The organism is Nitrospira sp. (assembly GCA_029194675.1).
Lineage (GTDB): Bacteria > Nitrospirota > Nitrospiria > Nitrospirales > Nitrospiraceae > Nitrospira_D.
The window spans coordinates 1,230,634-1,255,001 of record JARFXP010000002.1; the positions used below are offsets into that span (position 1 = coordinate 1,230,634).

At 55.2% G+C, this 24,368-nt stretch carries 26 protein-coding genes; 2 read left to right on the forward strand and 24 right to left on the reverse strand.

What is annotated here, in order from left to right:
- Positions 1 to 42: 42 nt before the first annotated feature.
- From nuoC to P0120_14800, 8 genes are all read right to left on the reverse strand, one after another.
- A complete protein-coding gene (nuoC, locus tag P0120_14765; GenBank protein ID MDF0675582.1) occupies positions 43 to 1,818 on the reverse strand; it encodes an NADH-quinone oxidoreductase subunit C/D in 1,776 nt (591 codons plus the stop codon).
- A gap of 17 nt (positions 1,819 to 1,835) precedes the next feature.
- On the reverse strand, positions 1,836 to 2,543 hold the full coding sequence (locus P0120_14770) for an NADH-quinone oxidoreductase subunit B (GenBank protein MDF0675583.1): 708 nt from the start codon (positions 2,541 to 2,543) through the stop codon (positions 1,836 to 1,838).
- Complete coding sequence (gene ndhC, locus P0120_14775) at positions 2,527 to 2,991, reverse strand: NADH-quinone oxidoreductase subunit A (GenBank protein ID MDF0675584.1); 465 nt, start codon at positions 2,989 to 2,991, stop codon at positions 2,527 to 2,529. Before ndhC ends, P0120_14770 begins: the two co-directional genes overlap by 17 nt.
- 170 nt (positions 2,992 to 3,161) lie before the next feature.
- Positions 3,162 to 5,798, reverse strand: coding sequence for a CBS domain-containing protein (locus tag P0120_14780; GenBank protein MDF0675585.1), 2,637 nt, complete (start codon positions 5,796 to 5,798; stop codon positions 3,162 to 3,164).
- 93 nt (positions 5,799 to 5,891) lie between these two features.
- Positions 5,892 to 6,623: a TIGR04283 family arsenosugar biosynthesis glycosyltransferase gene (locus P0120_14785; GenBank protein MDF0675586.1), complete on the reverse strand. Its 732-nt coding sequence runs from the start codon at positions 6,621 to 6,623 to the stop codon at positions 5,892 to 5,894.
- Positions 6,620 to 7,255 carry a hypothetical protein gene (locus tag P0120_14790; protein MDF0675587.1) on the reverse strand — a complete coding sequence of 212 codons (636 nt, stop codon included), beginning with the start codon at positions 7,253 to 7,255 and terminating at the stop codon, positions 6,620 to 6,622. Before P0120_14790 ends, P0120_14785 begins: the two co-directional genes overlap by 4 nt.
- Entirely contained in the window at positions 7,239 to 8,033 is a 795-nt protein-coding gene (locus tag P0120_14795) for a DUF547 domain-containing protein (GenBank protein ID MDF0675588.1), read from the reverse strand. The genes P0120_14790 and P0120_14795 overlap by 17 nt, the downstream gene beginning before the upstream one ends.
- 17 nt (positions 8,034 to 8,050) lie before the next feature.
- Positions 8,051 to 9,109: a radical SAM protein gene (locus P0120_14800; GenBank protein ID MDF0675589.1), complete on the reverse strand. Its 1,059-nt coding sequence runs from the start codon at positions 9,107 to 9,109 to the stop codon at positions 8,051 to 8,053.
- A 198-nt stretch (positions 9,110 to 9,307) separates the two neighbouring features.
- Here P0120_14800 and P0120_14805 point away from each other — a divergent pair, with 198 nt between their 5' ends.
- Positions 9,308 to 9,703, forward strand: a complete 396-nt coding sequence (locus P0120_14805; GenBank protein MDF0675590.1) for a hypothetical protein — start codon at positions 9,308 to 9,310, stop codon at positions 9,701 to 9,703.
- A gap of 73 nt (positions 9,704 to 9,776) precedes the next feature.
- Here P0120_14805 and P0120_14810 read toward each other — a convergent pair whose 3' ends face one another.
- The 3 genes from P0120_14810 to P0120_14820 all read right to left on the reverse strand — a co-directional run bounded on the left by P0120_14810 (position 9,777) and on the right by P0120_14820 (position 12,442).
- Positions 9,777 to 10,535 (reverse strand): DUF3047 domain-containing protein, encoded by a 759-nt coding sequence (locus tag P0120_14810; GenBank protein ID MDF0675591.1) that lies wholly within the window; start codon positions 10,533 to 10,535, stop codon positions 9,777 to 9,779.
- Complete coding sequence (locus tag P0120_14815) at positions 10,532 to 12,085, reverse strand: mercuric reductase (GenBank protein ID MDF0675592.1); 1,554 nt, start codon at positions 12,083 to 12,085, stop codon at positions 10,532 to 10,534. Before P0120_14815 ends, P0120_14810 begins: the two co-directional genes overlap by 4 nt.
- Before the next feature lie 78 nt (positions 12,086 to 12,163).
- The gene (locus tag P0120_14820; GenBank protein MDF0675593.1) at positions 12,164 to 12,442 is read right to left on the reverse strand and encodes a hypothetical protein; all 279 of its coding nucleotides are present in this window, start codon (positions 12,440 to 12,442) and stop codon (positions 12,164 to 12,166) included.
- 368 nt (positions 12,443 to 12,810) lie between these two features.
- Between P0120_14820 and P0120_14825 the strand changes: the two genes are divergently transcribed.
- Complete coding sequence (locus tag P0120_14825) at positions 12,811 to 13,194, forward strand: hypothetical protein (protein MDF0675594.1); 384 nt, start codon at positions 12,811 to 12,813, stop codon at positions 13,192 to 13,194.
- A gap of 36 nt (positions 13,195 to 13,230) precedes the next feature.
- Here the strand turns inward: P0120_14825 and P0120_14830 are convergent, their stop codons facing one another.
- From P0120_14830 to P0120_14890, 13 genes are all read right to left on the reverse strand, one after another.
- Positions 13,231 to 13,557, reverse strand: a complete 327-nt coding sequence (locus P0120_14830; GenBank protein ID MDF0675595.1) for a hypothetical protein — start codon at positions 13,555 to 13,557, stop codon at positions 13,231 to 13,233.
- A gap of 184 nt (positions 13,558 to 13,741) precedes the next feature.
- Positions 13,742 to 14,698, reverse strand: a complete 957-nt coding sequence (locus P0120_14835) for a type II secretion system F family protein (protein MDF0675596.1) — start codon at positions 14,696 to 14,698, stop codon at positions 13,742 to 13,744.
- Positions 14,699 to 14,708: 10 nt separating this feature from the next.
- Positions 14,709 to 15,674, reverse strand: a complete 966-nt coding sequence (locus tag P0120_14840) for a type II secretion system F family protein (GenBank protein ID MDF0675597.1) — start codon at positions 15,672 to 15,674, stop codon at positions 14,709 to 14,711.
- Entirely contained in the window at positions 15,668 to 16,981 is a 1,314-nt protein-coding gene (locus tag P0120_14845; GenBank protein MDF0675598.1) for a CpaF family protein, read from the reverse strand. Before P0120_14845 ends, P0120_14840 begins: the two co-directional genes overlap by 7 nt.
- A 46-nt stretch (positions 16,982 to 17,027) precedes the next feature.
- Positions 17,028 to 18,251, reverse strand: a complete 1,224-nt coding sequence (locus P0120_14850; protein ID MDF0675599.1) for a cellulose synthase operon protein YhjQ/BcsQ — start codon at positions 18,249 to 18,251, stop codon at positions 17,028 to 17,030.
- A 24-nt stretch (positions 18,252 to 18,275) separates the two neighbouring features.
- A complete protein-coding gene (locus P0120_14855; protein MDF0675600.1) occupies positions 18,276 to 19,349 on the reverse strand; it encodes a pilus assembly protein TadG-related protein in 1,074 nt (357 codons plus the stop codon).
- Positions 19,342 to 19,758, reverse strand: coding sequence for a TadE/TadG family type IV pilus assembly protein (locus P0120_14860; protein MDF0675601.1), 417 nt, complete (start codon positions 19,756 to 19,758; stop codon positions 19,342 to 19,344). The genes P0120_14855 and P0120_14860 overlap by 8 nt, the downstream gene beginning before the upstream one ends.
- 18 nt (positions 19,759 to 19,776) lie before the next feature.
- Positions 19,777 to 20,049, reverse strand: a complete 273-nt coding sequence (locus P0120_14865) for a hypothetical protein (GenBank protein ID MDF0675602.1) — start codon at positions 20,047 to 20,049, stop codon at positions 19,777 to 19,779.
- Positions 20,050 to 20,095: 46 nt separating this feature from the next.
- The gene (locus P0120_14870) at positions 20,096 to 21,544 is read right to left on the reverse strand and encodes a type II and III secretion system protein family protein (GenBank protein ID MDF0675603.1); all 1,449 of its coding nucleotides are present in this window, start codon (positions 21,542 to 21,544) and stop codon (positions 20,096 to 20,098) included.
- Between the two features lie 39 nt (positions 21,545 to 21,583).
- Positions 21,584 to 22,216, reverse strand: a complete 633-nt coding sequence (locus P0120_14875) for a pilus assembly protein N-terminal domain-containing protein (GenBank protein ID MDF0675604.1) — start codon at positions 22,214 to 22,216, stop codon at positions 21,584 to 21,586.
- 19 nt (positions 22,217 to 22,235) lie between these two features.
- Entirely contained in the window at positions 22,236 to 23,054 is an 819-nt protein-coding gene (gene cpaB, locus P0120_14880) for a Flp pilus assembly protein CpaB (protein MDF0675605.1), read from the reverse strand.
- Positions 23,055 to 23,157: 103 nt separating this feature from the next.
- Entirely contained in the window at positions 23,158 to 23,754 is a 597-nt protein-coding gene (locus tag P0120_14885) for an A24 family peptidase (GenBank protein MDF0675606.1), read from the reverse strand.
- Positions 23,755 to 23,785: 31 nt separating this feature from the next.
- Positions 23,786 to 23,962, reverse strand: a complete 177-nt coding sequence (locus P0120_14890; protein MDF0675607.1) for a Flp family type IVb pilin — start codon at positions 23,960 to 23,962, stop codon at positions 23,786 to 23,788.
- Positions 23,963 to 24,368: the final 406 nt, after the last annotated feature.

Consider the following 24,368-nt stretch of genomic DNA (forward strand, 5'->3'; position numbering starts at 1 on the left):
GACGAGACAGACCAGACGACCAGACAGACAAGATAGACATTTTCACCGATCCACATCCGACAACACGTAATCCATACTTCCGAGCACGGCTAAGAGGTCCGACAACAGTTCGCCACGCGCGATGAGCGGCACCATCTGAATGTGTGCGAACGAGGGGGTGCGGATTCTCGTTCGGTACGAGACCTGAGCCCCATCACTCGTCAAGTAATAACTGGTCTGGCCTTTTGACGATTCCGTGGGAACTTCCGCCTCGCCGGGTGGGAGCACCGGCCCCCAACTCACCCCTAAAAAATGATGGATGAGCATTTCGATATCGTGCATCGTGCGCTCCTTCAGCGGCGGGGTCGCGAGCGGATCGAGTGACTTATAGGAACCGGTCGGCATGGAGTCGAGGCACTGGCGAATAATCCGCAGCGACTGGCGCATCTCCAAGACGTGCACCACCGCTCGATCGTAACAATCCCCGTTTGAAGCGACCGGGACTTCAAAGTCGAACTGATCATAGCCGGAGTAAGGACGAACCTTGCGCAAATCCCAAGGCAAGCCGCAAGCACGCAACATCGGACCGGTGGCGCCCCAGGCGATGGCGTCTTCGAGTGAAAACGCACCGATCCCGACGGTCCGCTCTTTGAAAATCGGGTTGTCCATCACGAGGCGTTCGTACTGATCGAGTCGGCTTGGAAACCATTCGACGAACTGATGAACCAGTTTGTCCCACCCAATCGGGAGATCCTGCGCGACTCCGCCGATGCGGAACCAGTTCGGATGCATACGGCCACCGCAAATCGCTTCTGTGATCGCATGGATTCGCTCCCGATCGTTGAACATATAAAAGACCGGAGACAAGGCGCCGACATCCTGCGCAAAGGTGCCGTACCAGACGAGATGGCTGGCGAGCCGATAGAATTCGGACATCATGACGCGGATGGTTTGTGCTCGTGTCGGCACTTCAATGCCAGCCAGCCGTTCGACCGAGAGGCAGTACGGCATCTCGTTCAGCACGCCCTGGAGGTAGTCCACACGGTCGGTATAGGGAATGAACGTATGCCACGTCTGCCGTTCGGCGATTTTTTCCTGGGCTCGATGGTGGAACCCGATATCAGGCACGATGTTGATGATTTCTTCACCCGCGAGCTGTGTCACGAGCCGGAGGACGCCGTGTGTGCCGGTATGGGCAGGGCCGAGATTGATGAACATATAGTCGAAGTCCGGGTCGTGATGTGTGCGGGACAAGCCCCACTCCTCGGGCTTGAATTGCAGCGCTTCCTGCGTCATGACGAGCTTCTCCGGCGGAAATTGGAACCGACCCATCTCTGTCCCACGCGCGGGATGATCCTTGCGAAGCGGATGACCCTCCCACCAGGGAGGCATGAGGAGACGCCGGAGAAATGGGTGACCATCGAATTGAATGCCGAACATGTCGTAGATCTCTCGCTCGTACCAATCGGCGTTGGGCCACAGATCGACGATCGACGGGAGTGAAAGGGTCTCACCGTTGAGCGGCACTTTGATGCGGATCGATTGGTTCCGATCAAATGAAAAGAGGTGATAGAAGACGGTAAAGACACTGATCGGCAATCCTTCATGGTGCCGACGTAGCCGTTCATCCGTCGCACTCAAGTCGAACAGCATGGAAAAAGGACGAGGAATTTCAGATTTTAGATAGCGGAGCGTCTCAGGCAGACGGTTCTTCTCGATCCAAATCGTCGGAATCTCGTCCTTTGTGTGTTGCACTGCTGTCAGAAATCCTTCCGAACCGAAGCGACCTTCAAGCTCCGCCACCACTCCGGTCCGTTCACCCGTCGAAATATCTTTCATGGCTGACGATCGTGGGGTCATGATTTCGGATTCGAAGGGTCGACTGATTGTCCTGCAAAGTGAGGGGACAGCAGATCGGTCCGAGGTAACACATCGATGGCAGGATATTCTCGCTGACGAGTCCGCTCCTCTCGTTTCTCATCCCGCATCGATGGCATAATGGGTTTCTGGACCTCTTGCGGACCGAACCACCAGCTCAACGGCCGGCGCTCCGATGCGACCTTGTTCTGTAGGAGCAGAAGGCATTCCATAAAGGCATGCGGTGACGGAGGGCACCCTGGCATATAGACGTCCACCGGCAGGAATTTGTCGACACCCTGTACGACTGAGTAGGCGTCGAACATGCCTCCAGAATTTGCACAGGATCCCATCGAGATCACCCAACGCGGCTCCATCATCTGTTCGTACAGCTGCTTGATGACCGGAGCGACCTTCATGAACACCGTTCCAGACACGACCAACACGTCGGCCTGGCGTGGCGATCCTCGTACAACTTCTGCGCCAAACCGGGCAACGTCGTATACGCTGGTCAGACTCGTGGCCATTTCGACGAAACAGCAAGATAGGCCGAAGTTCAACGGCCAGAGTGAATTCGTTCGTCCCCATGCCAGTAGATCTTGAAGTCTGGCGAAGAGGACAGACTGACCGACAACGGAAGTCAACGAGCCGTCGCCGCCGTCTTTCGTGCGCACACCCTCAAGCCTTCCATTACGCCACCCTGTCATCGCGCCGCTCCTTGATCTTTGCTATACGGAGGCGATGGACAGGCGACCGTTGATACTGTGCATTCCAGTCCAGCGCTCCAGTGATCCATAAATAGGCGAGGGCCGCCAAAAGAATAGCGACAAAGATCGTCACTTCAACAAAGCCAAGCCAGCCGGTTTCCGGCACGGCTATCGCCCAGGCATAAAGAAAAGCCGCCTCAACATCGAAAATGACGAAGAACATGGCGACCAAGTAATACTGCACCGGCGGGCGAACTTGAGCGTTGCCGGTCGGCCTAATACCAGATTCATAGGGAATGACGGTCGCGCTTTCGGATCGCCGTTCGGATTTCTTCCAGTGACGCTCACCAAGCAACGCTGGGAATCCCAACATGACGACAATCACAAGGCCTACACCTAACCCGTAGATGCAGATCTGCCAAATCATCGTCGCGCCGTTGATGGACATGCGCCTATGGTCACTCCTGTCAATCTAATGCGGGGGTGATCGCTGGTGAGAATATGTTCAAAAACAAGGGAAAAAGTCAGATGCGTTCAGCCTTGATTAATGGCCCTACGGGGTAGGCTCTTTCAGCCGTTCTCCAGACAAGACGATCGTACGTAGTTGGATTACCAGACTCAGCGACCGGTAAGCTTTATTACCAGATCCCTCTCCTCCGATTCCGTCTTGATCTCTCCGTTCAGCCGCACATCGAGCAGTCGGTCAAGGATCTTTTTGAACTGCGGACCTGGTTTCAATCCCATCATCTTGAGATCGGTGCCGGTCAGAATCGGTTTCACCTGCTGATAGGTCGTCAGAAAGGCCGAGACCTGCCGTTTGACTGTTTCTCCTTTGCTCTTCGCCATGAGGAGCAACAGCGTCTCATCGGATAGTCCCGACAAGAGATGGTACACTTCCGCCGGTTTGAGCGATCGCTTCGTCGCAAGCTTCCGAATCACCGTATGACAGCCCACGTGGGCCATTTTGAGTCCGGCCGCTTCCTGCTCGGAAAAGGGAAATCGTTTGAGCACGTCCTTCACGGCACGCTCCGGCAACAGCGCCAGAAGCCCCATCATGTAGGCTAACCAGGTTTCCATCTTCCGATCTAAGTAGAGTAGCCGGTACCAATCGACGGCTTCCTCGAGTGCGGCCAGTAACCTGTTCAACCGGTCTGACCAACTCAGCTTCGGATGGATGAACTTCAGGAGATTTACCTCCGCCAATCGTTTGATCGCCTGTTTCGGCTCCCGCTCGCCCAGCAGCAGTTTCAGTTCCTCCAGCAGACGATGGCCGGATAATCGTTCAAACAGATTCATCTTGACGGCGCCGGCGATCAACGCCGCTGTGTCCTTTCCCAAACGAAACCCGAACCGGGATTCAAATCGGATAGCTCGAAAGACTCGGGTCGGATCTTCAACGAAACTCAGCCCGTGCAAGACTCGGATGACCTTGTCATTCAGATCCCGTTGCCCACCGTAGAAGTCGAGCACATCCCCGAAACCCTTTCCGTTCAACCGGACAGCGAGCGCGTTCATGGTGAAATCTCGACGATAGAGATCTTTCTTGATGGAACTTTGCTCCACTGTCGGTAGGGCGGTCGGATATTCGTAGTATTCCGTCCTTGCGGTGGCCACATCGAGTCTGAAGCCATCCGCCGACAGCAAGATGGCCGTGCCGAATCGCTCATGCACCTTGACCCGCGCCTGCAGCATTTCACCGAGCTTTCGCGCGAAGGCGATTCCGTCGCCTTCGACCACAAGATCCAAATCCAGGTTCTCGATGCCAAGTAATAGGTCTCGCACGCAGCCGCCGACGACAAAGAGTGGGACCTCGCAACGGTCAGCCAATTGACCAGCCTCTTCCAGCACCGTCACCAGACGCTGCGGCAAGCGACTCCGCAACAGCCTCTTGACGTTGCGACGCGACCCTCCACTCTCAGCCTCGGTTTCGCTCGGTCGCATCGTCCGCATTCGAGCCACCTTCAGCACATCGTCGTGCAGGGTCCGCAACAGATCCGTCCTGGTAATGACGCCGACGATTTTCGCGTCTGTGATGATCGGCACAAACCGCTGGTTTCGCTCGATCATGGCCGTTTCGATCTCATGAAACGGAGTGCCCGGCTGTGCCATATAGGCATCGGTCTGCATGATGTCACGCACGGCCAACTTGTCGAGCCGATGAAACAAGGCTTTCTGAATCGACTCGCGACTGACGAGCCCGGCGTAATGATCATTTTCATCCAGGATGGGAAAAACATTAAGCCCATAGGCCGTCATCCGCTGTCCCGCTTCAATCACGCTGGTATCGACCTCGATCGCTTTTACCGGGTGGGTCATGACATCCTGGGCCAGCAGAGTCGGGCGATAGTGTGTGGTCAGCAGGTGAACGATCCTCTCTTTGACTTCCGCAAGCGTCCGTCCTTTGACTGCGGCGGCCGCCGCCACGGCGTGGCCTCCTCCTCCGAATTCCCGTGCGACCCAGCCGACGTCGATCTCAGGCCTGCGGCTTCTCCCGATCACTTCCACTCGATCTGCCATCATCACTGCCACAAGGACGGCATCGACACCCTGTAATTCGGCCAGTCTATGCACCACGCCGGCTGCTTCTCCGCGGCAGCGATCAACCGTGCTCGTGGCCACCAGGACCTTGCGACCTTCCAGGTAATGCACTTCGCTGTGTTCCAACAAATCGTTCAGCAGCGCGACGGCATCAGGATCCAGAGGACGGTGCAGGATCTTCGCCACCATATTCAGGTCCGCACCGGCTGCGATGAGAAACGCTCCGGCTTCAAAATCTCGGCTGGTCGTGGACGTAAAGGTGAACGATCCGGTTTCTTCATAAAGGCCCAGGGCCATCACGGTTGCCTCAAACGGCGTCACGGGGATATGCCACCGTCGGAGCTGCTCGATGAGAAGTGTCGTCGTCGCTCCGACCGATGCAATGATCGATTGCTTCGAACAACCGGCGCAGGATGAGTCCGGTTCGACATGATGATCAAATACGACCACCTCGACTGCTGGATTCCCGATGCACGATTTGAGCGCTCCGATTCGGTCGGAGTCCTGCGTATCGACCAGCACCAGCTTGGTGATCTGCGAGAGATCGATATCTTTGAGTTTCGTGATGTCGAGATCGTGCACAGCAAGAAAATTACGGACAGTCTCCTGGCCCCCGGCCGGCAAGACCAGCTTGGCATCCGGAAAAAGTTTGCGCGCGGCGACCATAGAGCCAAGCCCATCGAAATCCGCGTTGTTATGCGTGGCAATGACATCCATGCGCGCATTTTAGCAGGGTCCTTGGAGACACGAAATGCCGCACTCCTTCATGAATAGAACAGTTCCGCCGAAAACGAAAGCATAGGCAACAAGTTACCGGATATCTTGAAAAAATGCGCGAGGGAGAATCGGCAGGCGAAACTCAACATGAAGGATAATCAGCAGGACGCGAACGAAGCTTCGAAAGATACCCATTTTGAGAAATTTCCGGGCGTCGGTGATGACAGGCGGGAACAGGAGCAAGGGATCTGTTTCCTTGATGATTTTCTCACAGAACGCGACATCTTCGAGAATCGGCTGGTTAGGAAACCCGCCGAGTCGTTCAAAGAATTGTCGGCGAACGAACAAGGCTTGATCGCCGTAGATGATCCGGCTGCGTGTGCATCGAAAGTTGTCTAAGAATGAAATAACTCGCAGCCGCCAGTCGTCACCAGAGAACTGGTGCATGAAGCCGCCCGCCTGAATCGCCTGATCGCTCTCCATGTCATTGAGACGCTGGATGGCGCCGTCCGGCAACACCGTATCAGCGTGGAGAAAGAGCAGCCACTCGCCGTTCGCCTGCTTTGCGCCGACATTCATCTGTGAGGCACGACCCTTAGAGGAGGAGAGAAGACGAACAGTGCTGAGTGCTGAGGACTCGCCTCGCTGAGCGGGCGAAGCGGGCTGAGGACTGAGCGCAAACTCTGAGACAATCGCACAGGTGCGATCGATGCTGCCGCCGTCCACCACAATGACTTCGAATTTGCCTGTCTGCGCGAACAATGTGCGCAACGTGCACGGCAATGCCCTTTCCTCATTGTAAGCAGGAATAATGACGCTGATCATGGCGAACACCAATCAGGCAAAAATGTCCGCACATCGCGCGCCCAAGCCCTGGCATCTTCATCGATGCTCTCGAACAGATCGCAGAGGGTGAGGACCATGGCGTCGGTCAACGCGAGATAATGCTGCGCCCATCGCCTGAGCGACTCAGGGTCCGTCTCGCCTCGTTCGATCGCCCGCTCGATTTGGCGGCGGCCGAACCCATGGTGCGCTTCTTCCTGCTTGAGGAGAAGGCGGCGAAGCGGCCCGAATGGCGCGGCCCGTTTCACCAACCCTTGTTCAATACGTGTGAGGATGGCTTCGCCCAAACCTTCGAGGACCACTTGCTCGGCAAGGAGCGTCTCCATGAGATCGCGGCGAGCCAGCGCATCGTCCAGAATCCTGCGATATTCTTCCAAGGCCGGAAGAAACGGCGCATCACGGAGGTGTTTCGGTGCAAGCCACGCAATGGCCCCCTGAAAGACCCGTGCATGCAGCGCTTCTTGTTTGGCCTGGCTCAGAAGAAATCGACGCGTTCCGGAATCCTCAGTCAAGGCGGCTTGGGCCTTTGCACAATCGTGGGCCATCCGTTCACCATGTTCCAAAAACGTCAGGAGCCTGGCGATGGGCACCCTCTCATCATGACTGACCAGCATGGGAAGGCTCCTTTGGTGGGATGCCATTCAAGCTCCAATCGTAGTCGAGATATTCGATACGGTACTCCACTCGCGTTAGGTCTTGAAACAGTTCCGGATCGTTCACATAGCGGGCGATGTACGCCAAGACTGATCCTGCAGCCCTCGTGAAATCGTCGTCAAACCACTTGAAGATCATCGAAAGTGATGCAACTTTCTGCGCGCGGTCGAAACGATTGCGCGTGGGATCGTTAATAAACTCCCTGGCGACACGATCGAGCTGGCGTTCGAGCTGATCCGGTTCATATACCCATGCCTGGAGCTTCGGGCAGGAAGTGGACGCGCACACAATCGCGAAATGTATCCGCGGTTCCTGAAACTGCTTGATCAGCACCTGCCGTTCCAGATCGTAGAGATTGATGCCGGCTCCCCCAACTCGATAGTCCCGCCCGATGAAGTAGCGATAGCGCCCCACATAGCTCACCGGCGAGTAGTGATCGAGGATGCCCTTGATCGCGAAGGCGTTGTACACATTGATCCAGAAGGCCAGCCGCTCATCGCGCGTGACAAATGCGTTGGGATCAACTCGGTCCAGCTGCGCAAGATAGGCCGGCAATCGATCATCCAATTGAATCGCCGGGTAGTCAACGACTCCATTACTCACATGTGCATCCAATACTCGACTCAACAGTCTGTGCGAAAATTCATTGGCTGGAATAGGTTCGGCTGGTGTGAACGTTGCTGGAACGGTTGAGCAACCAGTGACCACAATGACCAGGCTCAGTATGATCCACCGCATCGCAACCCTCTCTTGGCTCACCACGTAACCGGTGTTTCCCAGGCTGCGATCGGATGTCGCAGTACCGACCCGATAACTCGTCCATCTACTCTGTTGCAGGATGACCGATCGGAACACCGTTGAATCTCTCGTCGATCGAACCGGGCCAGTATTTCACTGAGTGAAGATTCAAGAAGATTTCCAACCGTAGGAAGCGACAAGCACGGCGCCACATTTCCTGACGCATCGATTGCAATACTGTATCTTCCCGCATCGCACCGCTTTAATGCTTCTCCACGAAGCCATGCGCTATTGTCCTTCGCGTATTGCCGGAGATAGCCAGGAGGCAGGAGATCTTGTTCAAGCAATCGCTCGAAGACCAGCCGGGCCTGTTGACGGCCATACATCAACGTCGCGTCCTGCTTGCCATACAACCCCACACCCCAATGGTAGGCGCCGACAACCGGCAAGAAACCCCGTTGCTTGGCGAATGCAACAATATCCTTTACCTCATCCCGATTGATTTCGCTGAGGATACAGATCAGGAATTTCGGGTGGCGATAGTGCTGGAGAAGATCAAGGCCGGCAAGGACCGCGTTAAGTTGGTCCGCACCCCGGATACGTTCGTACTTGTTGCGATCTAAGGTGTCGAGGCTGATCGAGAGGGATACCGAAAGATCGTCGAATTGTCGCACAAAGCGCGGGGTCAGCTTGGTTCCATTCGTGATCAATGTCAGATGAAACCCCATCTCAACTAAATCTTGAAGAATGTCGGGCAACTCACGGCGTAGAAGCGGCTCGCCTCCTTGCACAAACACAAAACGTAGTCCATCCCTGTAGAGCCCGGTGAAGACATTCCGGATCTCTTGCCGTGACATCTCATACCGGCCAACATTCAACGGGAGATTGCAGTAGCCACAGGAAGAATTACACCGAAGGTTCACTTGAAACACGGCCAACAGCGGACGCCTCAGAACCAGATTCGTCAATCCGCCCCACAAAGCTCGGTGGAGACTCGGCCGTTCACTCTTCCCGCTAGAGTCTCCGCCGATTTGCTCCGTCGTGCGGTGCTGTGATCGTTCAATGTGTATCAGCATGATCAGGCCAGGTGACGATCGCCGTGCAGTTTTGCTCAACAATGTGCCGTTTTTTCTCCGGTCTCATGGAAATGCAGTGTTTTCCAGCAGCAATTGTCTGTAACTGACCAAGAGTCATCATTTCCATATCTCTGTCAATCGGCACGCACTTTGCTGCCCACTCGAACAATTCACATCGTTTGTACGAGGAGGTGCTCAATGAAGAGTCAACTCATGAATATCCTCCCGAGTGTCCTGGGAGGTCTAGCCGTTCTTTCTCTGGATATACCGTCCGCGACAGCCGCAAGCTCAAAGGACGCGAAGCAGTCGGGCGTCTATTCGTCAGCCTCAATGGAGGTGGGGGCTTCAACACGGAAATCTCCCTCCTCCACCTCTGCTGACCGGTCGGACCGTAAGCCGGGTCCGGCATGGAAGACAATTGGCGGAACCGTAAAATATATTAAGGGCAATGTCTACACGGTCGAAGACTTCGAAGGGAATCACATTCAGGTCTACGTAAGTCGGGAAACCAAGCAATTGCGCGGCAGCAAGAAGGTCGGTGACCTCGTGCGCGCCGAAATCACCCGCAACGGTTTTGCCAACTCGATTCAGTAATACCTGTATCCACTAAGCGGGCCGACTAGGATTCACACCGGCCCGCTTGTCTTGGACTCAACCATTCCCTATTTCACCGGCCTTTGACGAAGGTAATATCGCCGTAATAGGCAGTCGCTCGTTCTTTCGTATTGTCCGTATCGCTCATGATCGCCACGCCGTTGATCATTGGTGGCTCTTCTCCAAAGGCTTTTTGATAATCCTCATAGATGTTCCGTTCTTCGTCCATCCAGGTGCCGACTTTTTGTGGTCCGCTTTCGACGACCACCATTTTGACGAAATCCGTATAGGCATTATCGATGATGGTGTCGACCGGCGCCTTTCTTTCCCAGACATAGTTGATCGCGCTGATGGGAATGTCTCCGAACAACAGCCGGCCGGCCTTATACTTGAGTTTTTTCCCCACACTCACCTTGTCCGGGTCGTATTCGAAGGTAATGTAGAGTCGAGCCGGATAATCGTCGCTGTCTTTTCGCGTGACATCGCTGGTCTGGAGCAGATTTTCGACTTTCCATTGCCACCGCACGATAGGGAATTCCTTCGGATCTATTTTGACCTGTTTGGTCAGCCCCGAAGCCGAGGCTTCGCTCACCGCTTTTACGACCAGCCTGCCACCATCCTTGACGACTTCATACTGTGTTTGCTTCGGGATCTTGGTGAAGGTCAGAGGTGTCCATCCGTCCGGGAGTGCCGCTCCTATGGCAGCCTCCGAAAACTTGCCAATCTCCAATGTCGAGGTATTTTGAGCCCAGACAAGGCTGTTGGCGCTGGATGACATGAGCATCGCCCAAGCAAGGAAACTAACCGACGCCATCACCCGTCCTGTCATCATCGCCTCATCCACGCGAACAGCTTCATGAGGAAGTGCTTCGTTCCCTGAGTGAAGTGCGCTTTTCGCCAGAGATTCACCACCTTTTTATTCACCTCGGCCTGGGTTGGATAAGGATGGATGGTACTGGCTATCGTTTTGGCCCCCGCCCCTCCCTTCATGGCGACAGAGAATTCGCTGATTATGTCGCCGGCATGGGCCGCCACGACCGTCGCGCCAAGAATCTTGTCCGTTCCTTTTTGAATGTGAATCCGCGCGAACCCTTCGTCCTCTCCATCCAGGATTGCTCGATCAACTTCATCCAATCCATATGTATAGGTTTCAGCCTCGATCCCCTTTTCCTTTGCGTCTTTTTCGTACAGGCCGACATGGGCGAGTTCCGGTTCGGTGAACGTACACCAGGGCATGTTCAACGACTCGACACTGGCGTAGCCCAAGCCCAAGGGGTGAGGGAACAGCGCGTTTTGGATGATAATTTGTGCCATGGCATCAGCGGCATGTGTAAACTTATAGCGTGAGCAGACATCACCGGCCGCGAAAATCTTGGGGTTGGTCGATTGCAATCGGGCATTCACCCTGATCCCATTCTTATCGTACGAGACTCCAGCGGTCTCCAAACCGATCCTCTCCATGTTCGGAATCCGACCGACCGCGACGAGAATCTCGTCGACGATGACATCGTACTGTCGGCCATGCGAATCGACTGTCAGACGTTTACCGCCTTCGGTCTTTTCCACCTTCAGATATTTTCCGCAGCAGAGCAGCTTCACACTATCGCGAAGCATCTGTTGTTCAACGATACCCGCTGCATCTCGATCCTCGTTCGGCAGGATGCCATGCATCGCTTCGATCAGATAGACGTGGCTCCCAAAGCGGGCGAAGGACTGCGCCAGCTCGCATCCGATAGGTCCGGCCCCGATGACACCGAGACGCTGCGGCAGCTCAGTCAGAGAAAAGATGGTTTCGTTCGTCAGATAACCGGCTTCCTGAAGGCCGGGGATATCGGGTATGGCCGCTCGCGCACCAGTACAAACAGCGGCTTTCGCGAAGGTGAGAATCCGATTACCGGACGGACCTTCCACTTGGACCGTTTCAAAACCGAGAAAACGTCCGCTGCCGATATACACGTCGACGCCCAGTTTGGCATACCGGTGGGCTGAGTCGTTCTGGCTGATGCGGGCCCGCAATTTCCTCATGCGCGCCATCACTGCGCCGAAGTCATACCTCACGCCGGCGGGAATATGGAGGCCGAACTCCGCGGCCTTCCGTAAGTCGGCCCAGGCTCTGGCTGCTCGAATCACTCCCTTTGACGGCACACATCCGACATTGAGACAGTCGCCACCCATCAGATGCTTTTCGATTAAAGCGACCTTCGCTCCAAGGCTCGCGGCGATGACGGCCGTGATCAATCCGGCGGTCCCCGCTCCGATCACGACGATGTTGTAGCGGCCTGTCGGCTCAGGATTGACCCAATCGGCAGGATGCACATTGGCGACGAGCGCTTGATTATATTCGTCGTCCGGAAGCATCAGAGATTGGTCATGCTCACTCATTCCGATAACTCTTGAAACGGGTTGCGTGGTCATAGCCTGACATCCTTTGGTGCAGATCGTCAATCGACGCGATATGCATCACGCTAGTTTCGCTGCAATCCGCTTATACACGACAATCGCGTAGACCCCGATGAGCATCCCCACGGCTACGGAAAAGTTGGCATCCTGGAATACCAACAAGCTGTCCCGATTTTCTTTCATCGCGGTTAATGATAGGAAGCGCCCGAGATTGTAATGGAAGAACGCCCCGTTGGCTAACGCGATACCGACTACGAGAGAGATCTTACCCAGATTCAAACTGCTGGACTTACGCTGATTCGAAACTGAGGTCGCCATCGCGGCGTCGTGGCGTATCATGGTGGCTCCCTCTGTATTCTGTCAATGAGAACGCTGCTTGCCTGTCCGTCCGCCTAGGCCGGAGAGCCTTACATGTTCAGGGATGAGCAGAATCTGCGCGATATGGTGAATCGTTGGCTTTCCACCTCGCAGTCGGCGAGTCCCGAGGTGGAGTCCATGGCTTGACAGCCGTGAGCTTCTGCGTGAGGAGCGGATCAGGATACGACCAATCCTGCGTATTGCGTGGTAGCGAAGGAAACCGGATTGAGAGAAGGGCAATCCGACCCGTTATGGGATCGAGATCCCGCTATGCAAACGAGCTTCTGATACGGGCACACTAGGAATAACCCCAGTAACCAATTGGATCGTCGGGTTGGTATGATGTGTATATGAAATTCGTCCGGTGGGTGCTCATTTTTACGACAGCCACTTTCTTATTTGGTGCCGATGGAGAGGCAGGAACAATAGTGCGCGATTTCAGCGGTGACGCCATGCAACGCTACGACAGCCGCATGATGTCCTCACCGCTTCAGCGCATCCCGCCGGTGCTGGGATTGTCATCTTGGCCGTTTATATCCTATCTCCCGGCCCCCTCTCTCACAGTTGTCAACGTCCAGATCAACCTTCCGACTCCGGCCCATACTCCGATACCGCCTGCCCCTCCCCCGGCCCGTCCAAAATTTTGGATAAACCGATGCGGGATCTTTGTGGAGGTGGAGATGAGTCCGACGACGAACCTAATGGAAGAAGAGCAAAAGCCCTGTTCCCACTGACCGCCGTAGGCCAATACTTAAGAAATCCTCAAATGTTTAGCGAATGGAGAGACAATACTGCTCCAATTGCTGGGCAAATACGAGAAATTGGTCTCCTCCCTGTCGGCGATAGTCCTCCTTCGGCACCCCCTCTTGCCGTTCCCGCCGAACCTGTTCGCAGGCGCGACGCTCCGCTCGATCGATCTGCGGCTGCAATCGAGCCTGTTCGTCCAAAGAACGACCTGCCATGCTTTCTTGCATGCGTTTCAACGTCAGGTAGTGATCATAGAGTCTTGGCTCCTTCTGAACGGGTGAGGCTTCAGTTTCGGCTGAATACACGGCTCCAGGAGACAGCAAGAGCATGCATAGAACCATCGCGCACATGTTGTACCTCTTCATGCGAGCCGAATCCCCTGTTGAGCCGGGATCATATCGATCAGCTCAAAATTAGTCTGGACGGGGGTCAAAAACCTCCATTGGGTAAGGCTTGGCGCAGCAACGCCGCTTCGCCGGCCATTTGTAGCGACGAAGGAGTCAACCTTGTCTCCATGATGAGCGAGGAAAAAAATTAATGGCCCGCCAGCGCCGGAAATAACACGCGCACCATCCTAATACAGGCGGGACCGATCGTCACGATAAACATGCTTGGGAAAATAAAGAAAATAAGGGGAAATAAGAGTTTCACGGGCAACTTTGCCGCCAGTTCCTCCGCCTTGAGACGGCGCTTTGTCCTCATTGAATCAGCATGGACTCGGAGAGCCTGACCGATGCTGGTTCCAAACCGATCCGTCTGAACCAGAAGGGCCACTAAGTTCCTGACTTCTTCGAGGTCGGTACGATGGGCAAGATTCCGCAGTGCCGCCTGACGCTGCACCCCGGTTCTCAGTTCCTGCGACAGGATATTCAACTCATCCCCTAGAGCCGGGTGCGCCTGACTGACCTCCGCTCCTACACGCGCAATCGCTTGATCCAACCCCAAACCCGCCTCCACACACACCACCATCAAATCCAACGCATCGGGAATGGCCCGTTGCAATGCATCTTGTCGATCAGCGATGACGCGCTTCAACCAGATCAAAGGAGCGTAATATCCACATGCCGCAAGGCAGACATAATAAAAGAGCAAGGTGGTGGTGCTGGGAAAACCAAGAATTTTCACTGGAATCATCGTGAACAAGACAACCAGCACAACGGCCAACAACAGTTTCGAACCGATGAAGAAGACCGGAGTCTTTCTGCTGCGATAGCCGGCAGTAACTAAAAGGCGACGCGTGGCTTTTGTTTCCTCCGCATCGGAAGGTTGGTTCCATTTTGCAAACCATTCGAGCAAGGCCTGCAACTGTGCTTGAGCAGCGTCAAGGATGTTTCCAGAGGATGGCCCTTCTGCGAGACTTTCCTCATGATTCTCAGCGCGTCGGCGCCAGACCTCTAAGACCTCTTTCCGTTCCAAATACAAATACAATGCCGTTCCCAACAGCATCACCACCAGAAATGTCACCAACGCTGCAACAAACGGGAGTTCCATGCGTCGCTCCTTAGACCTTGATGGTCACCATCCGTTTCATCACCAGCGCCCCGACAACCATCATGATGCTCCCGACGGTCGCCAGGTTCCGACCGATAGGATCTGTAAATAATAAACCCATATAGTCGGGATTCATCTTGAACAGCAGCACCCCAACTACAATGGGAAGTCCGAAAAGGACGACCGCAGACATTCGTCCTTCCGCAGAAAGCGCCTTGACTCGTAGCTGCAACTCAAATCGTTGACGGATCAATCCGGCCAGCGAATCGATGATCTCCGCCAGGTTTCCCCCGGTTTCGCGCTGAACAAGGACCGAGGTGATGAAAAACCGCAAATCGACACTGTCTATCCGATGCGTCATGTTATCGAGCGCCTGCGGGAGCGATACACCCATCGACACCTCATCAAAGACTTGTCTGAACTCTTTGCCGATCGGATCAGCAGCCTCTTCTCCGACCATTTTGAGACCAACAGAAAAGGCATGGCCAGCCCGCAACGCCCGCGAGATAAGTTCCAATCCCTCCGGAAGCTGCCGTTCGAACATCGCAAGCCGCTGGTTCTTGCGCCAAAGAAGATAGGCATAGGGAACGGCACCCAACAAGATGGCGAACAGGAGCGCGAGCACGGTTGTCTGCCCCATTGTCAAGGCCAGCAACAATCCGCTCACCGCAAGCACCGCAGCTGCCAGTACAAATACCCCCAATGGGGTCCTACAGTCTGCCTGTTGATGAAGCACTCTGAATGGCTGCAGTCTCCTGGCTCTCTTGAGCAGGTCGTTCAACCAGGGAATCTCGCTCAGCGACTCCTTGCGCACTATTTCCAATTGCGCGGTCTCGATCGGTGAAGACCAGTTCTGAATCCGTTCGACCGCGCGATCTACTCCCCGTGGCGCCATCATACGGTACGCCGTTGTGCAGGCATACATGAATAGGAGGATTGTGCCAAAGATACCGAGGCCGATCAGCGCCGTTAACATTCGTACACCTTCGTTGGGTCAAAGACAGTCGATGGAAGAACAATGCCCCCGGCAGCCAACCGTTCCGCAAACTTGGGCCTAACACCGGTCGCTTTGAAACGCCCTTTGACTTTCCGGTTCTCATCCAGGCTGGTTTGCTGGAAGACAAACAGCTCTTGGAGCGTGATCAGATCACCCTCCATACCGACAACTTCCTGCACACTGACAACCTTTCTCGTACCGTCCGATAAGCGAGCAATCTGGATGATCACGTCCAGTGCCGATGAGATGTAGTGACGCATTGCCTTTGGTGCCAGGTTGAAGCCGGCCATTGATACCAACGTTTCAATTCTTGTGAGGGCATCCCGGCAGGAGTTGGCATGGACGGTCGTCAACGAGCCGTCATGACCGGTGTTCATGGCCTGCAACATGTCCAAACTCTCGGCACCACGGACCTCGCCGACGATGATGCGGTCCGGGCGCATGCGAAGGGCGTTCTTCACGAGTTCACGTTGCGCGATCTCACCCTTCCCTTCGATGTTCGCCGGACGCGTTTCTAGGCGGACGACGTGTTCCTGACGCAACTGCAACTCGGCAGCATCTTCAATCGTCACGATTCGCTCATTATTGGGGATGAATCCGGAGAGGATGTTCAATAAGGTGGTTTTCCCGGTTCCGGTTCCACCGGAGATCAGGACGTTCAAGCGGGCCTGGACAATGGCCTTGAGCAGTTCTCCGATCTCTGGAGTGAGAGACCGTTTTTCGGTCAAGTGGTGCAGCTGCAGCGGGTCTTTGCTGAATTTTCTGATCGAAAGCGACGGGCCGTCGATGGCCAGCGGCGGAATAATCGCGTTCACGCGGGAGCCGTCGGCCAATCGAGCATCCACCATTGGCACCGATTCATCGATTCGTCGCCCAATGCATGACACAATTTTTTCGATGATTTTCTTCAGATGTGCGTCGTCCTTGAAGCGAATCGGCGTGAGTTCGAGTCGCCCGAATCGCTCGACAAAGACTTGCTTGTGTCCATTGACCAGAATGTCGTTGACGGTCGCATCCGCCAGCAGCGGCTCCAACGGTCCCAATCCCTGCACTTCATGGAGCACATCCTGCGTAATCTGCGCCCGTTCTCGTTGATTCAGCGGGACCGACTCTTGTTGAAGGAGTTGCTCGATCAGCTTGCTCAACTGATCGGTCACGGCCTCCTGCGACATCTTGCCGATGGCATTCATATCGACGAGATCGATCACGCGTTCGTGGAGGCGGTCCTTCAAGTCATGATAGTGGGTACCCAATTCAGTTCCATTCATAGATTTCGTCGCCAGCATGATACCTCCCGATCTCAGTTACCTTTCCTCACTCCACCACCCCTCACTACCTTCCTACGACGGAGGGTTTGCGCCCCACTTCCATTCTGATACTCGAAAAGCACCGGCCCAGGAACGACAGGCCTTTCGCCTGTCCCTTCGACAAGGCGGCACCTTCGGCATGTTCACCGATGAGTTGTCCGGCTCCTCGCAGATACCACTGCGCGATGGGAGTTCTTGAGGCCATGACGGCCAGCGGTTTCCCGTGGCTGATCGCCTCGCTGGCCGATTCATAGTCGTTTGGGATCAGTCCGGCCATGTGAATGCCCAACAGCGTCTCGGTTTCGGCCACGAGGTCCTTCTGGTCCTTTTCGTAGCGGTTGACGACCAACGCAATTTTGGTGGGGGGATAGTGTGCCGCGAAGAGAACGTCCAATAACCGTTTCGTTCTCCGTATCACCGGCAGGGAAAGCGTAGTCACCATGATGACCTGATCGGCACTGTCGAGCACCTCCCTGACTGAAGGTTCGAGGACATGGCCGCAATCGATGAACACATGCCTGTGGATTGATCGGAGAAGAGACATCACGCGCATCATGCTTCCCGGCTCGAACGTGAGGTCATCGTAGACTTCACAGCCTGAAGCAAGAAATTGCAGTCCGGACGGATGCCGGACCAACGTACTGCGGAGGATCGTTTCGTCCAATCGTGAAATATCTTTCGTGAGGTGCGTCAGTCCTTGGGAGGCAGGCAAGTCAAGAAACAACCCGAGATCCCCTCCGTGGACGTCCAAATCTATCAATGCGACGGGCTCATGATGCCGGGTCTGTTGCACGGAGACGGCGAGATTCGTGGCAACGGTACTTGTCCCGAGACCGCCTCTCACGCCAATGACGGCGATCACTTTTCCGGCCTGCATCTCCAAACCAGACGTCTTCCCGGCAAATCGCTCTTCGAACCGCGCCAGAGCCGGTTCTACATCCTGTCTCGTGAGTGGCTGTGGCAGGAACTCCTTAACACCGACCCGGAATGCTTCCAACAGCAGCTGAGAATCCACGCGCGAGGCAGTCAGAAAGATTTCAAGGTCCGGTGCAGCGCTCAGCAATTGACGAATATGGTCAAATGTGTGCTGAGGGCGAAATTCATCCAGCTCAAGCAACAACATATCGACCGCACCGGTCCCCTGGCCCTTGGCAATCAAGTAATGCAGCCTGCGCGAGACCATGTCTTCAAACGTTCGGCGAACCTCTTCGTTCCGACAATCGATCGACACTGCTATCAATCGAGCCATGCGAGTTGTACTCCTGAGTTAGAACTACTCTACGAGCCCTGGAATCGTAGACAGGACCGGACCGTATGGAGGACCGCCCCCGGTCGTATTCCCTTCGAAGATATTGCACAAGACGGTTGCTGAGATCCGCGCGTTCGGATTGCCTTGCACATTGGTAATCCGGGCTTCGGCATACCCCACGATCGGGAGGGGACCGTTTGGAGGCGTGCAGGCATCCGATTGATAGACCGGGACAAACACGTCCCAATTGCCGTTGGCATCCTTCTTGGCGTTGTAGAGCTGGATCAAATTCGGGAAAGCGCTGTTGACTTGTCCATTGATAAAATTGAGTGTGTCTCCAGGAGCGGTTCCCGGAGATTGATAGGAGCCGGTGCGCAACCCATCGATAATGTTCCTCAACGTGTTCGCATTGGCGGGAGACTGATCGAACGTATGCCAGGCGGAACAGGCTTGCGGAGTCCCATCATTGGGATAGAACTTGATTGCATCCCCACAACCAAACTGGGTGAAGTAGTATGTTGAAATACCGAACGGTACGTCCAGCTGGCCAGGGGCGGTTTGACCGACTGCCGTCATATCTGCCGTCGCGACGGCACCGACACTGACGCTCGTCAACCCGACCACGCTCGCGAGAAAGGTGCTGATCGCGCCATTGGCCGACGAATCACGCCTCGCCCACACTCGTACGGCCTTCGGTTGGTTCACGGTGGCGGTATGAATTCTGGTCGCCGGATTCCAGGTCCCGATTGCGATGTCTGCTGCGTTGATAGCAATGGGAACGCCGGCTGCGGAATTCGCCACAGCAGTGGCTTGTACCGCGTTGGTTACGACGGCCCGATCACCGCTTGTGAGAACGTAGATCTGTTGTTGGGCCGGCGTCATGCCTTCATAAATGACCCCGAGCGCACGGGTCCCGGCCAGCGCTGCAGCGTCCGCCGTGTTCTGCAATTCATTTTTCGCGACAAGCGCATGACCGATGTCGATCGCAGCCGCCGCCACAGCCAGCAGGACCACGAGAAAAATGGCGGTCATCGCAGCCACCGCTCCCTGTTCATTGCCCAGCGGATCGACCAACCTTTTCGGTTTGACATTATTCATGACGCATCACCACCTGGGTCGTAATGATGAGGGGGTTTGGAATTCCAACAACTGCAGGGATATATGGAATCAGAAAGTTGTACGAGTACTGCGCTGTCACGGTCAGCATGTTCGGATTGGAGAGTCCAACACCAGCGGGGGTAAAAGTCACATCCGCCTGCTTGATGCCGGTTCCTGTGAGATAGTTGTTCGCAATCGTGGTGATGTCGCTGCTTGTTCTCTTTGGCGGCCCCTGCACGATGCCGGCGCGCGCTCCTTCACGCGCCGCATTCGTGACGATTTCGCGCCCATACATCATCATGCCGAATTCAATAATGCCGAACAGGATCAAGAGAAACACCGGCAGCAGCAGTGCAAATTCAGCCGCCACCACACCCCGCTCATTCAGCTTTCGCATGCCTGTGGTCATGCTGGCCTCACTGCCCGGTTATTTCGTTTGCACGCCGCTCGACACAATCGAGCGTTGAAATTCAGCATCGGGTTTTTCAAAGCTCTTCCGGTAGGTTCCCCTTGCCGTGGCGTTGGCGGCTCCGTCCTGCCCTTCAACCGGATCGAGTTGCTCTCCGGCGGCTGGGTTCAAGACCTGGCTCGCCCTCATCTGTTGATAGGCCGTTCCCCAGTTGGGACTGATCGTCGTCGGCGCACAGGCTCCGGCCATCAATCCTGCCGTTGCCGTCAAGATCCATATGAGTCGTGTCATGGCTTTCTCCTTCTTCAGTCCAAGGGACAAGGGATCGCACATAGATTTACGGCAGCAAATGGCCGACGCGACCATCCATCGCGCTGCCTGTGCTGATGCTGTTGGACAATATTTCCGCCGCCGGCGACCGTTGTCCTGCCTTGCCGCCGTAGCCGCTTTTTTCGGCAAACCCCATCAAGTAGAACTCAAAGTCGTTCGGCTCCACGTAATAATCTGTCGGCAGCGTTTGCGCGGCCATATCGAGCGGCTTGACCAAGTGCGGCGTCACAATGATCACCAATTCCGTTTCGCTCTTCTGGAACGAACTGCTCCGGAACAAGGCACCTAAGATGGGAATCTCACCGAGGACTGGAACCTTTTTCACCGACTCCCTGACGTTGTCACGCAACAACCCACCGATGGCGAAGCTCTGCCCATCCGCCAATTCGATCGTTGTCGCCGCTCGCCTGGTTGTAATGGCCGGCACCACGAATCCTTGCGTTCTCAAGGCATTCGTAAAATCAAGCTCTGACACTTCCGGCGCGACGTTCAAGCTGATGTGCTTGCTGTTCAAGACATTCGGCGTAAAGACCAACCCGACACCGAATTTCTTGAACTGGATCGTGACCAGGCCAAAGGCTTGTGGTACGGGAATGGGAAATTCGCCTCCGGCAAGGAAGGCTGCTTCTTGGCCGTTCAACGCCATCAGGGTTGGCTTCGCCAAGACTTTCAACAGATTTTCTTCCTTGAGCGCGTCCACAAATCCTATCCAAGAGATACTCCCGGTGTTGAATCCAAATGCACCTTGGATCGCCTGAGTAATTCCTGAACCTATGGTAGCCATTTGACCAGCCGGATGAGCCAAGCTCGCGAGGCTCGTCAAGTTAGCCAGCACCGATACGACAAAGAAATCATTGCCGACTCCGACAAAATTCACCCCGAGCCGTTTGATCAACTCGCGGTTCATTTCTGCCACGCGGACTTCCAGCATCACTTGTTGAACACCGCCCACCTGCATGGCATTCACGATCTTCTTCGGTGCATAGGCCTCAGCCATGCTCAACGCACGGTTCAGATTGTTGGAATTCGAGGCGGTTCCGGAGAGTGTGATGTGATCATGATCGGAAGTGACCAGGATGCCGCTTTCATCCGGCAAGGTCTTATGAAGATTCTCTTTCAGACGGGTCACATCCGGAGCGATCATCACGTCATACATCCCCATCATCTTGCCGCTCTCATTCCAAAGTGTCAGATTCGTGACTCCTATGGTCTTGCCTGTCAGATAGATCTGTGTCGGAGAGAGTACGACGGTGTCGGCCACGTCAGGATTGGCCAACGACGCTCGTTTGATCGCCACAGGCAGATCCAGCACCTTCGACTTGCCCATGGTCAACTCGAGCTTCTGGGGCTCGCGCTGTTCTGCAACTCCTCCAACCGGGTCCTGCCCAAACGCTTGAGCCCCAGCTGAGATCCCAAGTGCCAACCCCATGATCGTGATCGCATTGCGTAATTTCATCGGATGTATCCTCCAGACGTTTTCCCAACATCCCGGAATTTAGAACTTCACCGCGTTCACCGATGTCCCCTTGATCACTTCGACCGTCACAGTCTGCAGATCAGCTGGCACCTTGGTCCCTGGTGGTTCGGGATAGATCTTGAGAAAGTTCAGGACTTTCTTCGGAGCATAGGCTTCAGCCACGGCCAGTACCTGACTCAGGCGCGCCTCACTGGACACAGTCCCAAATACAGTCACATGGTCGTGGGTTCCCCTCAAACGAATATTCGTCTCATCCGGCAACAACTCTGCAAGCTGCTGCTTCAACCGAACCAGGTCCACTCCGACATCAAGATCCAGGATGGCGAGCACCTGGTCGTCCTGCCCCCACAGCGTAAGATTGGTTGTTCCATAGCCCTTGCCGGTCACATAGATCTGTTTCGGACTCAACACCATGGCATCGGCGATATGCGGATCAGCCAACGATGCCCGCTTGATCGCCACAGGCATGCTGACCACGGTCGACTTTCCGACCACCAGGTTGACCTGCTGTGGTTCTTTTGATAACGAGACAAGTTGAATGTCGTTGTTCTTTGCCACGACGACCGAAGGACCCGTCAGAAGAACCCCGCTGCAAACCATGCCAACTATCCATTGCGCGTGATTGCCGAGTCGAAGATGTGTAAGCCGCATACCCATGCCTCCCTGACTCCTAGAACTTAATTTCCTTACGAACATCGCCTTTAATGATTTCGATCCGGATGCCACCATCGCCGTCGTGGACTTTTTTCGCCTGAAAGGAGCTGAGAAGCGCCCCGACGTTGGCGCCTTTGGTCAACACGCGCTCGCTATTCAACGGGTTGCGCAGGGCCAACCTTAACCGCCCCTGCGTCGAAGCCAGTGCCAGCTTCTCGGCCTCTTCCACATCGACCTCGACGGTGATGACCTGAACCGGCTTCGGCTCTTCATCCTTCCCCTTCCGCTCCATCTGAGTGCCGGCCGCCAGCACCTTCACATTCTCCAGGATGGTCTTGGAAATGGCATGCTCCGGCTTTCCAGGAGTCGGTTCGATCGTCACCATGACATCCACACGATCAGCCGGTTTGATGAAGCCTGCGACTCCGATCACATCATCGACCTTTACCGACATGGCCCGCTTGTTCACATCGGTCACGGCAGCAACTCCCCCGCCGGTTGTCCCGAGGGGTGCCAGCTTCGATTCCAAGAGCATCTCGTTTCTCTTCACATCCACCAACAACACTCGGTCTTTGATCGAGTCCAGCGTCGTAAAGTGTCCTTCAGGAATGGCACCGGTTGGAATCTCCTGCATCAGCATCATCTCGGGAGCGAGTTTCGTCCCCCAGGGAATATCCGCATTCGCCACCAAGACCTGCACATTCTTGGTCATGGACAATGGCGCCGCCAGCAACCGGTTCTTCTCGTTCTGCAGCCACGAGAAAACGAGGAAGCTGGTTACGACGCCCAGCACCAACGCCAATCCGAAAAACACCAGAGGCCGATACCGCTTCATTGCCCCTCCTCCTCTTCAATCGATGCCATCCGATTGCTGCCCTGATTTGCGTTCATGGTTCTCACTGCTGCTTGACCAACCATAGATGAATTCCGTGTGAGGCCTATCCCCCGAAGGGCTGGACCCCTCCGAGAAAAAGTAGGGTACCGGCGCCAATCGCCAACGCGTACCGAAGCCGAAACGGCAATTGTAAATCCCCTACCCCAGTCGTTCCCCCAGTCATGAATGCGCCATACGTGGCGAACGCTAATTTCTTGGATGTGGCGGCGAGGCCCCACTGATAGCTCATGGCACCGAGCGCATAGAGCCCTCCGACTAAGACTGAAAGCGCGGCGACGGAGAGCGCTCCAAATGGACCGAGCATTGAGCCGACCGCCGCCATCAATTTCACATCGCCCGCTCCAATGGCTCTGCAAGCATAGGGAAGTAGAAACAGTCCCATACCCACGCCAAGGCCGGCCAAGCTAATCAACGCGCTGTGCAGCCCACCCATCCATGCCTGCACGAGAATGCCGAAGCCCATTGCCGAAAAAGTGAGCCAGTTCGGGATGCGAGCCCATCGAAGATCTGTATAAATTGCCGTGATCAGTAGTGATGTTAGAACGATGATCAGCATGGATGGCATCATGGTCTCTCGAATCTCCCGCGCATCACCTTCCGCTTCGCGGCCCTGGATGGATTGGTTAGCCCGATGTATCATCGGGCCAACCAATGTTCCTCCCTCTAATTAGCTAGCACGCACCACCACCGACGCAGGTCGCGGCCCTCTGAATGGCCTGCCCGATGTTGGTGCCTAGCGCTTGACTCGCAGCAGCCATCCCGAGAACAACCACCGCCAAGAGCAGAGCATATTCAGCAGCCGAAGCACCTTCTTCTTCCTTCACGAACTGGCGAATTGCGTTCAACATGATTTGCACCTTTCATATTGTTTAAAGTTTGAGTTTATTGCTTACGAACTACTCTGCACATTCATTTCTTGTCCGGCCTTGGCTTGCGACCGTTTACGCCATCAAAAACTTTCTCACCTCCTTCGTCTTGGCCATCAGTTCGCAGCAAAGTCGGATCCTCATTGGTCTAGTGCATAGCAAGTCGCCAGCCAGATCATCCGCCGCTCAAACTGATTGTATTTTCAGCACAAACCGGTTTGTCCTTCATGGGCTGCGGTATTCCTGCCTCAGGCGAGCCCCCACCGAACATGGTGCGGATGAGGCTCCGGCGCCGCAGCTAACGAACCAGAACGGCAGCATCAAAGCGAATACGATTGGGAAATTTGGTTTTGTTTGACCATCAGGCAGCATCGCGGCATGCTGTCCG

What these genes read in the sequence shown, in the direction of transcription:
- nuoC (MDF0675582.1), bottom strand. Translation starts at nt 1,818, where the DNA reads ATGAAAGATATTTCGACGGGTGAACGGACCGGAGTGGTGGCGGAGCTT.
- P0120_14770 (MDF0675583.1), bottom strand. Translation starts at nt 2,543, where the DNA reads ATGACAGGGTGGCGTAATGGAAGGCTTGAGGGTGTGCGCACGAAAGAC.
- ndhC (MDF0675584.1), bottom strand. Translation starts at nt 2,991, where the DNA reads ATGTCCATCAACGGCGCGACGATGATTTGGCAGATCTGCATCTACGGG.
- P0120_14780 (MDF0675585.1), bottom strand. Translation starts at nt 5,798, where the DNA reads ATGGATGTCATTGCCACGCATAACAACGCGGATTTCGATGGGCTTGGC.
- P0120_14785 (MDF0675586.1), bottom strand. Translation starts at nt 6,623, where the DNA reads ATGATCAGCGTCATTATTCCTGCTTACAATGAGGAAAGGGCATTGCCG.
- P0120_14790 (MDF0675587.1), bottom strand. Translation starts at nt 7,255, where the DNA reads ATGCTGGTCAGTCATGATGAGAGGGTGCCCATCGCCAGGCTCCTGACG.
- P0120_14795 (MDF0675588.1), bottom strand. Translation starts at nt 8,033, where the DNA reads ATGCGGTGGATCATACTGAGCCTGGTCATTGTGGTCACTGGTTGCTCA.
- P0120_14800 (MDF0675589.1), bottom strand. Translation starts at nt 9,109, where the DNA reads ATGCTGATACACATTGAACGATCACAGCACCGCACGACGGAGCAAATC.
- P0120_14805 (MDF0675590.1), top strand. Translation starts at nt 9,308, where the DNA reads ATGAAGAGTCAACTCATGAATATCCTCCCGAGTGTCCTGGGAGGTCTA.
- P0120_14810 (MDF0675591.1), bottom strand. Translation starts at nt 10,535, where the DNA reads ATGATGACAGGACGGGTGATGGCGTCGGTTAGTTTCCTTGCTTGGGCG.
- P0120_14815 (MDF0675592.1), bottom strand. Translation starts at nt 12,085, where the DNA reads ATGAGTGAGCATGACCAATCTCTGATGCTTCCGGACGACGAATATAAT.
- P0120_14820 (MDF0675593.1), bottom strand. Translation starts at nt 12,442, where the DNA reads ATGATACGCCACGACGCCGCGATGGCGACCTCAGTTTCGAATCAGCGT.
- P0120_14825 (MDF0675594.1), top strand. Translation starts at nt 12,811, where the DNA reads ATGAAATTCGTCCGGTGGGTGCTCATTTTTACGACAGCCACTTTCTTA.
- P0120_14830 (MDF0675595.1), bottom strand. Translation starts at nt 13,557, where the DNA reads ATGTGCGCGATGGTTCTATGCATGCTCTTGCTGTCTCCTGGAGCCGTG.
- P0120_14835 (MDF0675596.1), bottom strand. Translation starts at nt 14,698, where the DNA reads ATGGAACTCCCGTTTGTTGCAGCGTTGGTGACATTTCTGGTGGTGATG.
- P0120_14840 (MDF0675597.1), bottom strand. Translation starts at nt 15,674, where the DNA reads ATGTTAACGGCGCTGATCGGCCTCGGTATCTTTGGCACAATCCTCCTA.
- P0120_14845 (MDF0675598.1), bottom strand. Translation starts at nt 16,981, where the DNA reads ATGCTGGCGACGAAATCTATGAATGGAACTGAATTGGGTACCCACTAT.
- P0120_14850 (MDF0675599.1), bottom strand. Translation starts at nt 18,251, where the DNA reads ATGGCTCGATTGATAGCAGTGTCGATCGATTGTCGGAACGAAGAGGTT.
- P0120_14855 (MDF0675600.1), bottom strand. Translation starts at nt 19,349, where the DNA reads ATGAATAATGTCAAACCGAAAAGGTTGGTCGATCCGCTGGGCAATGAA.
- P0120_14860 (MDF0675601.1), bottom strand. Translation starts at nt 19,758, where the DNA reads ATGACCACAGGCATGCGAAAGCTGAATGAGCGGGGTGTGGTGGCGGCT.
- P0120_14865 (MDF0675602.1), bottom strand. Translation starts at nt 20,049, where the DNA reads ATGACACGACTCATATGGATCTTGACGGCAACGGCAGGATTGATGGCC.
- P0120_14870 (MDF0675603.1), bottom strand. Translation starts at nt 21,544, where the DNA reads ATGAAATTACGCAATGCGATCACGATCATGGGGTTGGCACTTGGGATC.
- P0120_14875 (MDF0675604.1), bottom strand. Translation starts at nt 22,216, where the DNA reads ATGCGGCTTACACATCTTCGACTCGGCAATCACGCGCAATGGATAGTT.
- cpaB (MDF0675605.1), bottom strand. Translation starts at nt 23,054, where the DNA reads ATGAAGCGGTATCGGCCTCTGGTGTTTTTCGGATTGGCGTTGGTGCTG.
- P0120_14885 (MDF0675606.1), bottom strand. Translation starts at nt 23,754, where the DNA reads ATGATACATCGGGCTAACCAATCCATCCAGGGCCGCGAAGCGGAAGGT.
- P0120_14890 (MDF0675607.1), bottom strand. Translation starts at nt 23,962, where the DNA reads ATGTTGAACGCAATTCGCCAGTTCGTGAAGGAAGAAGAAGGTGCTTCG.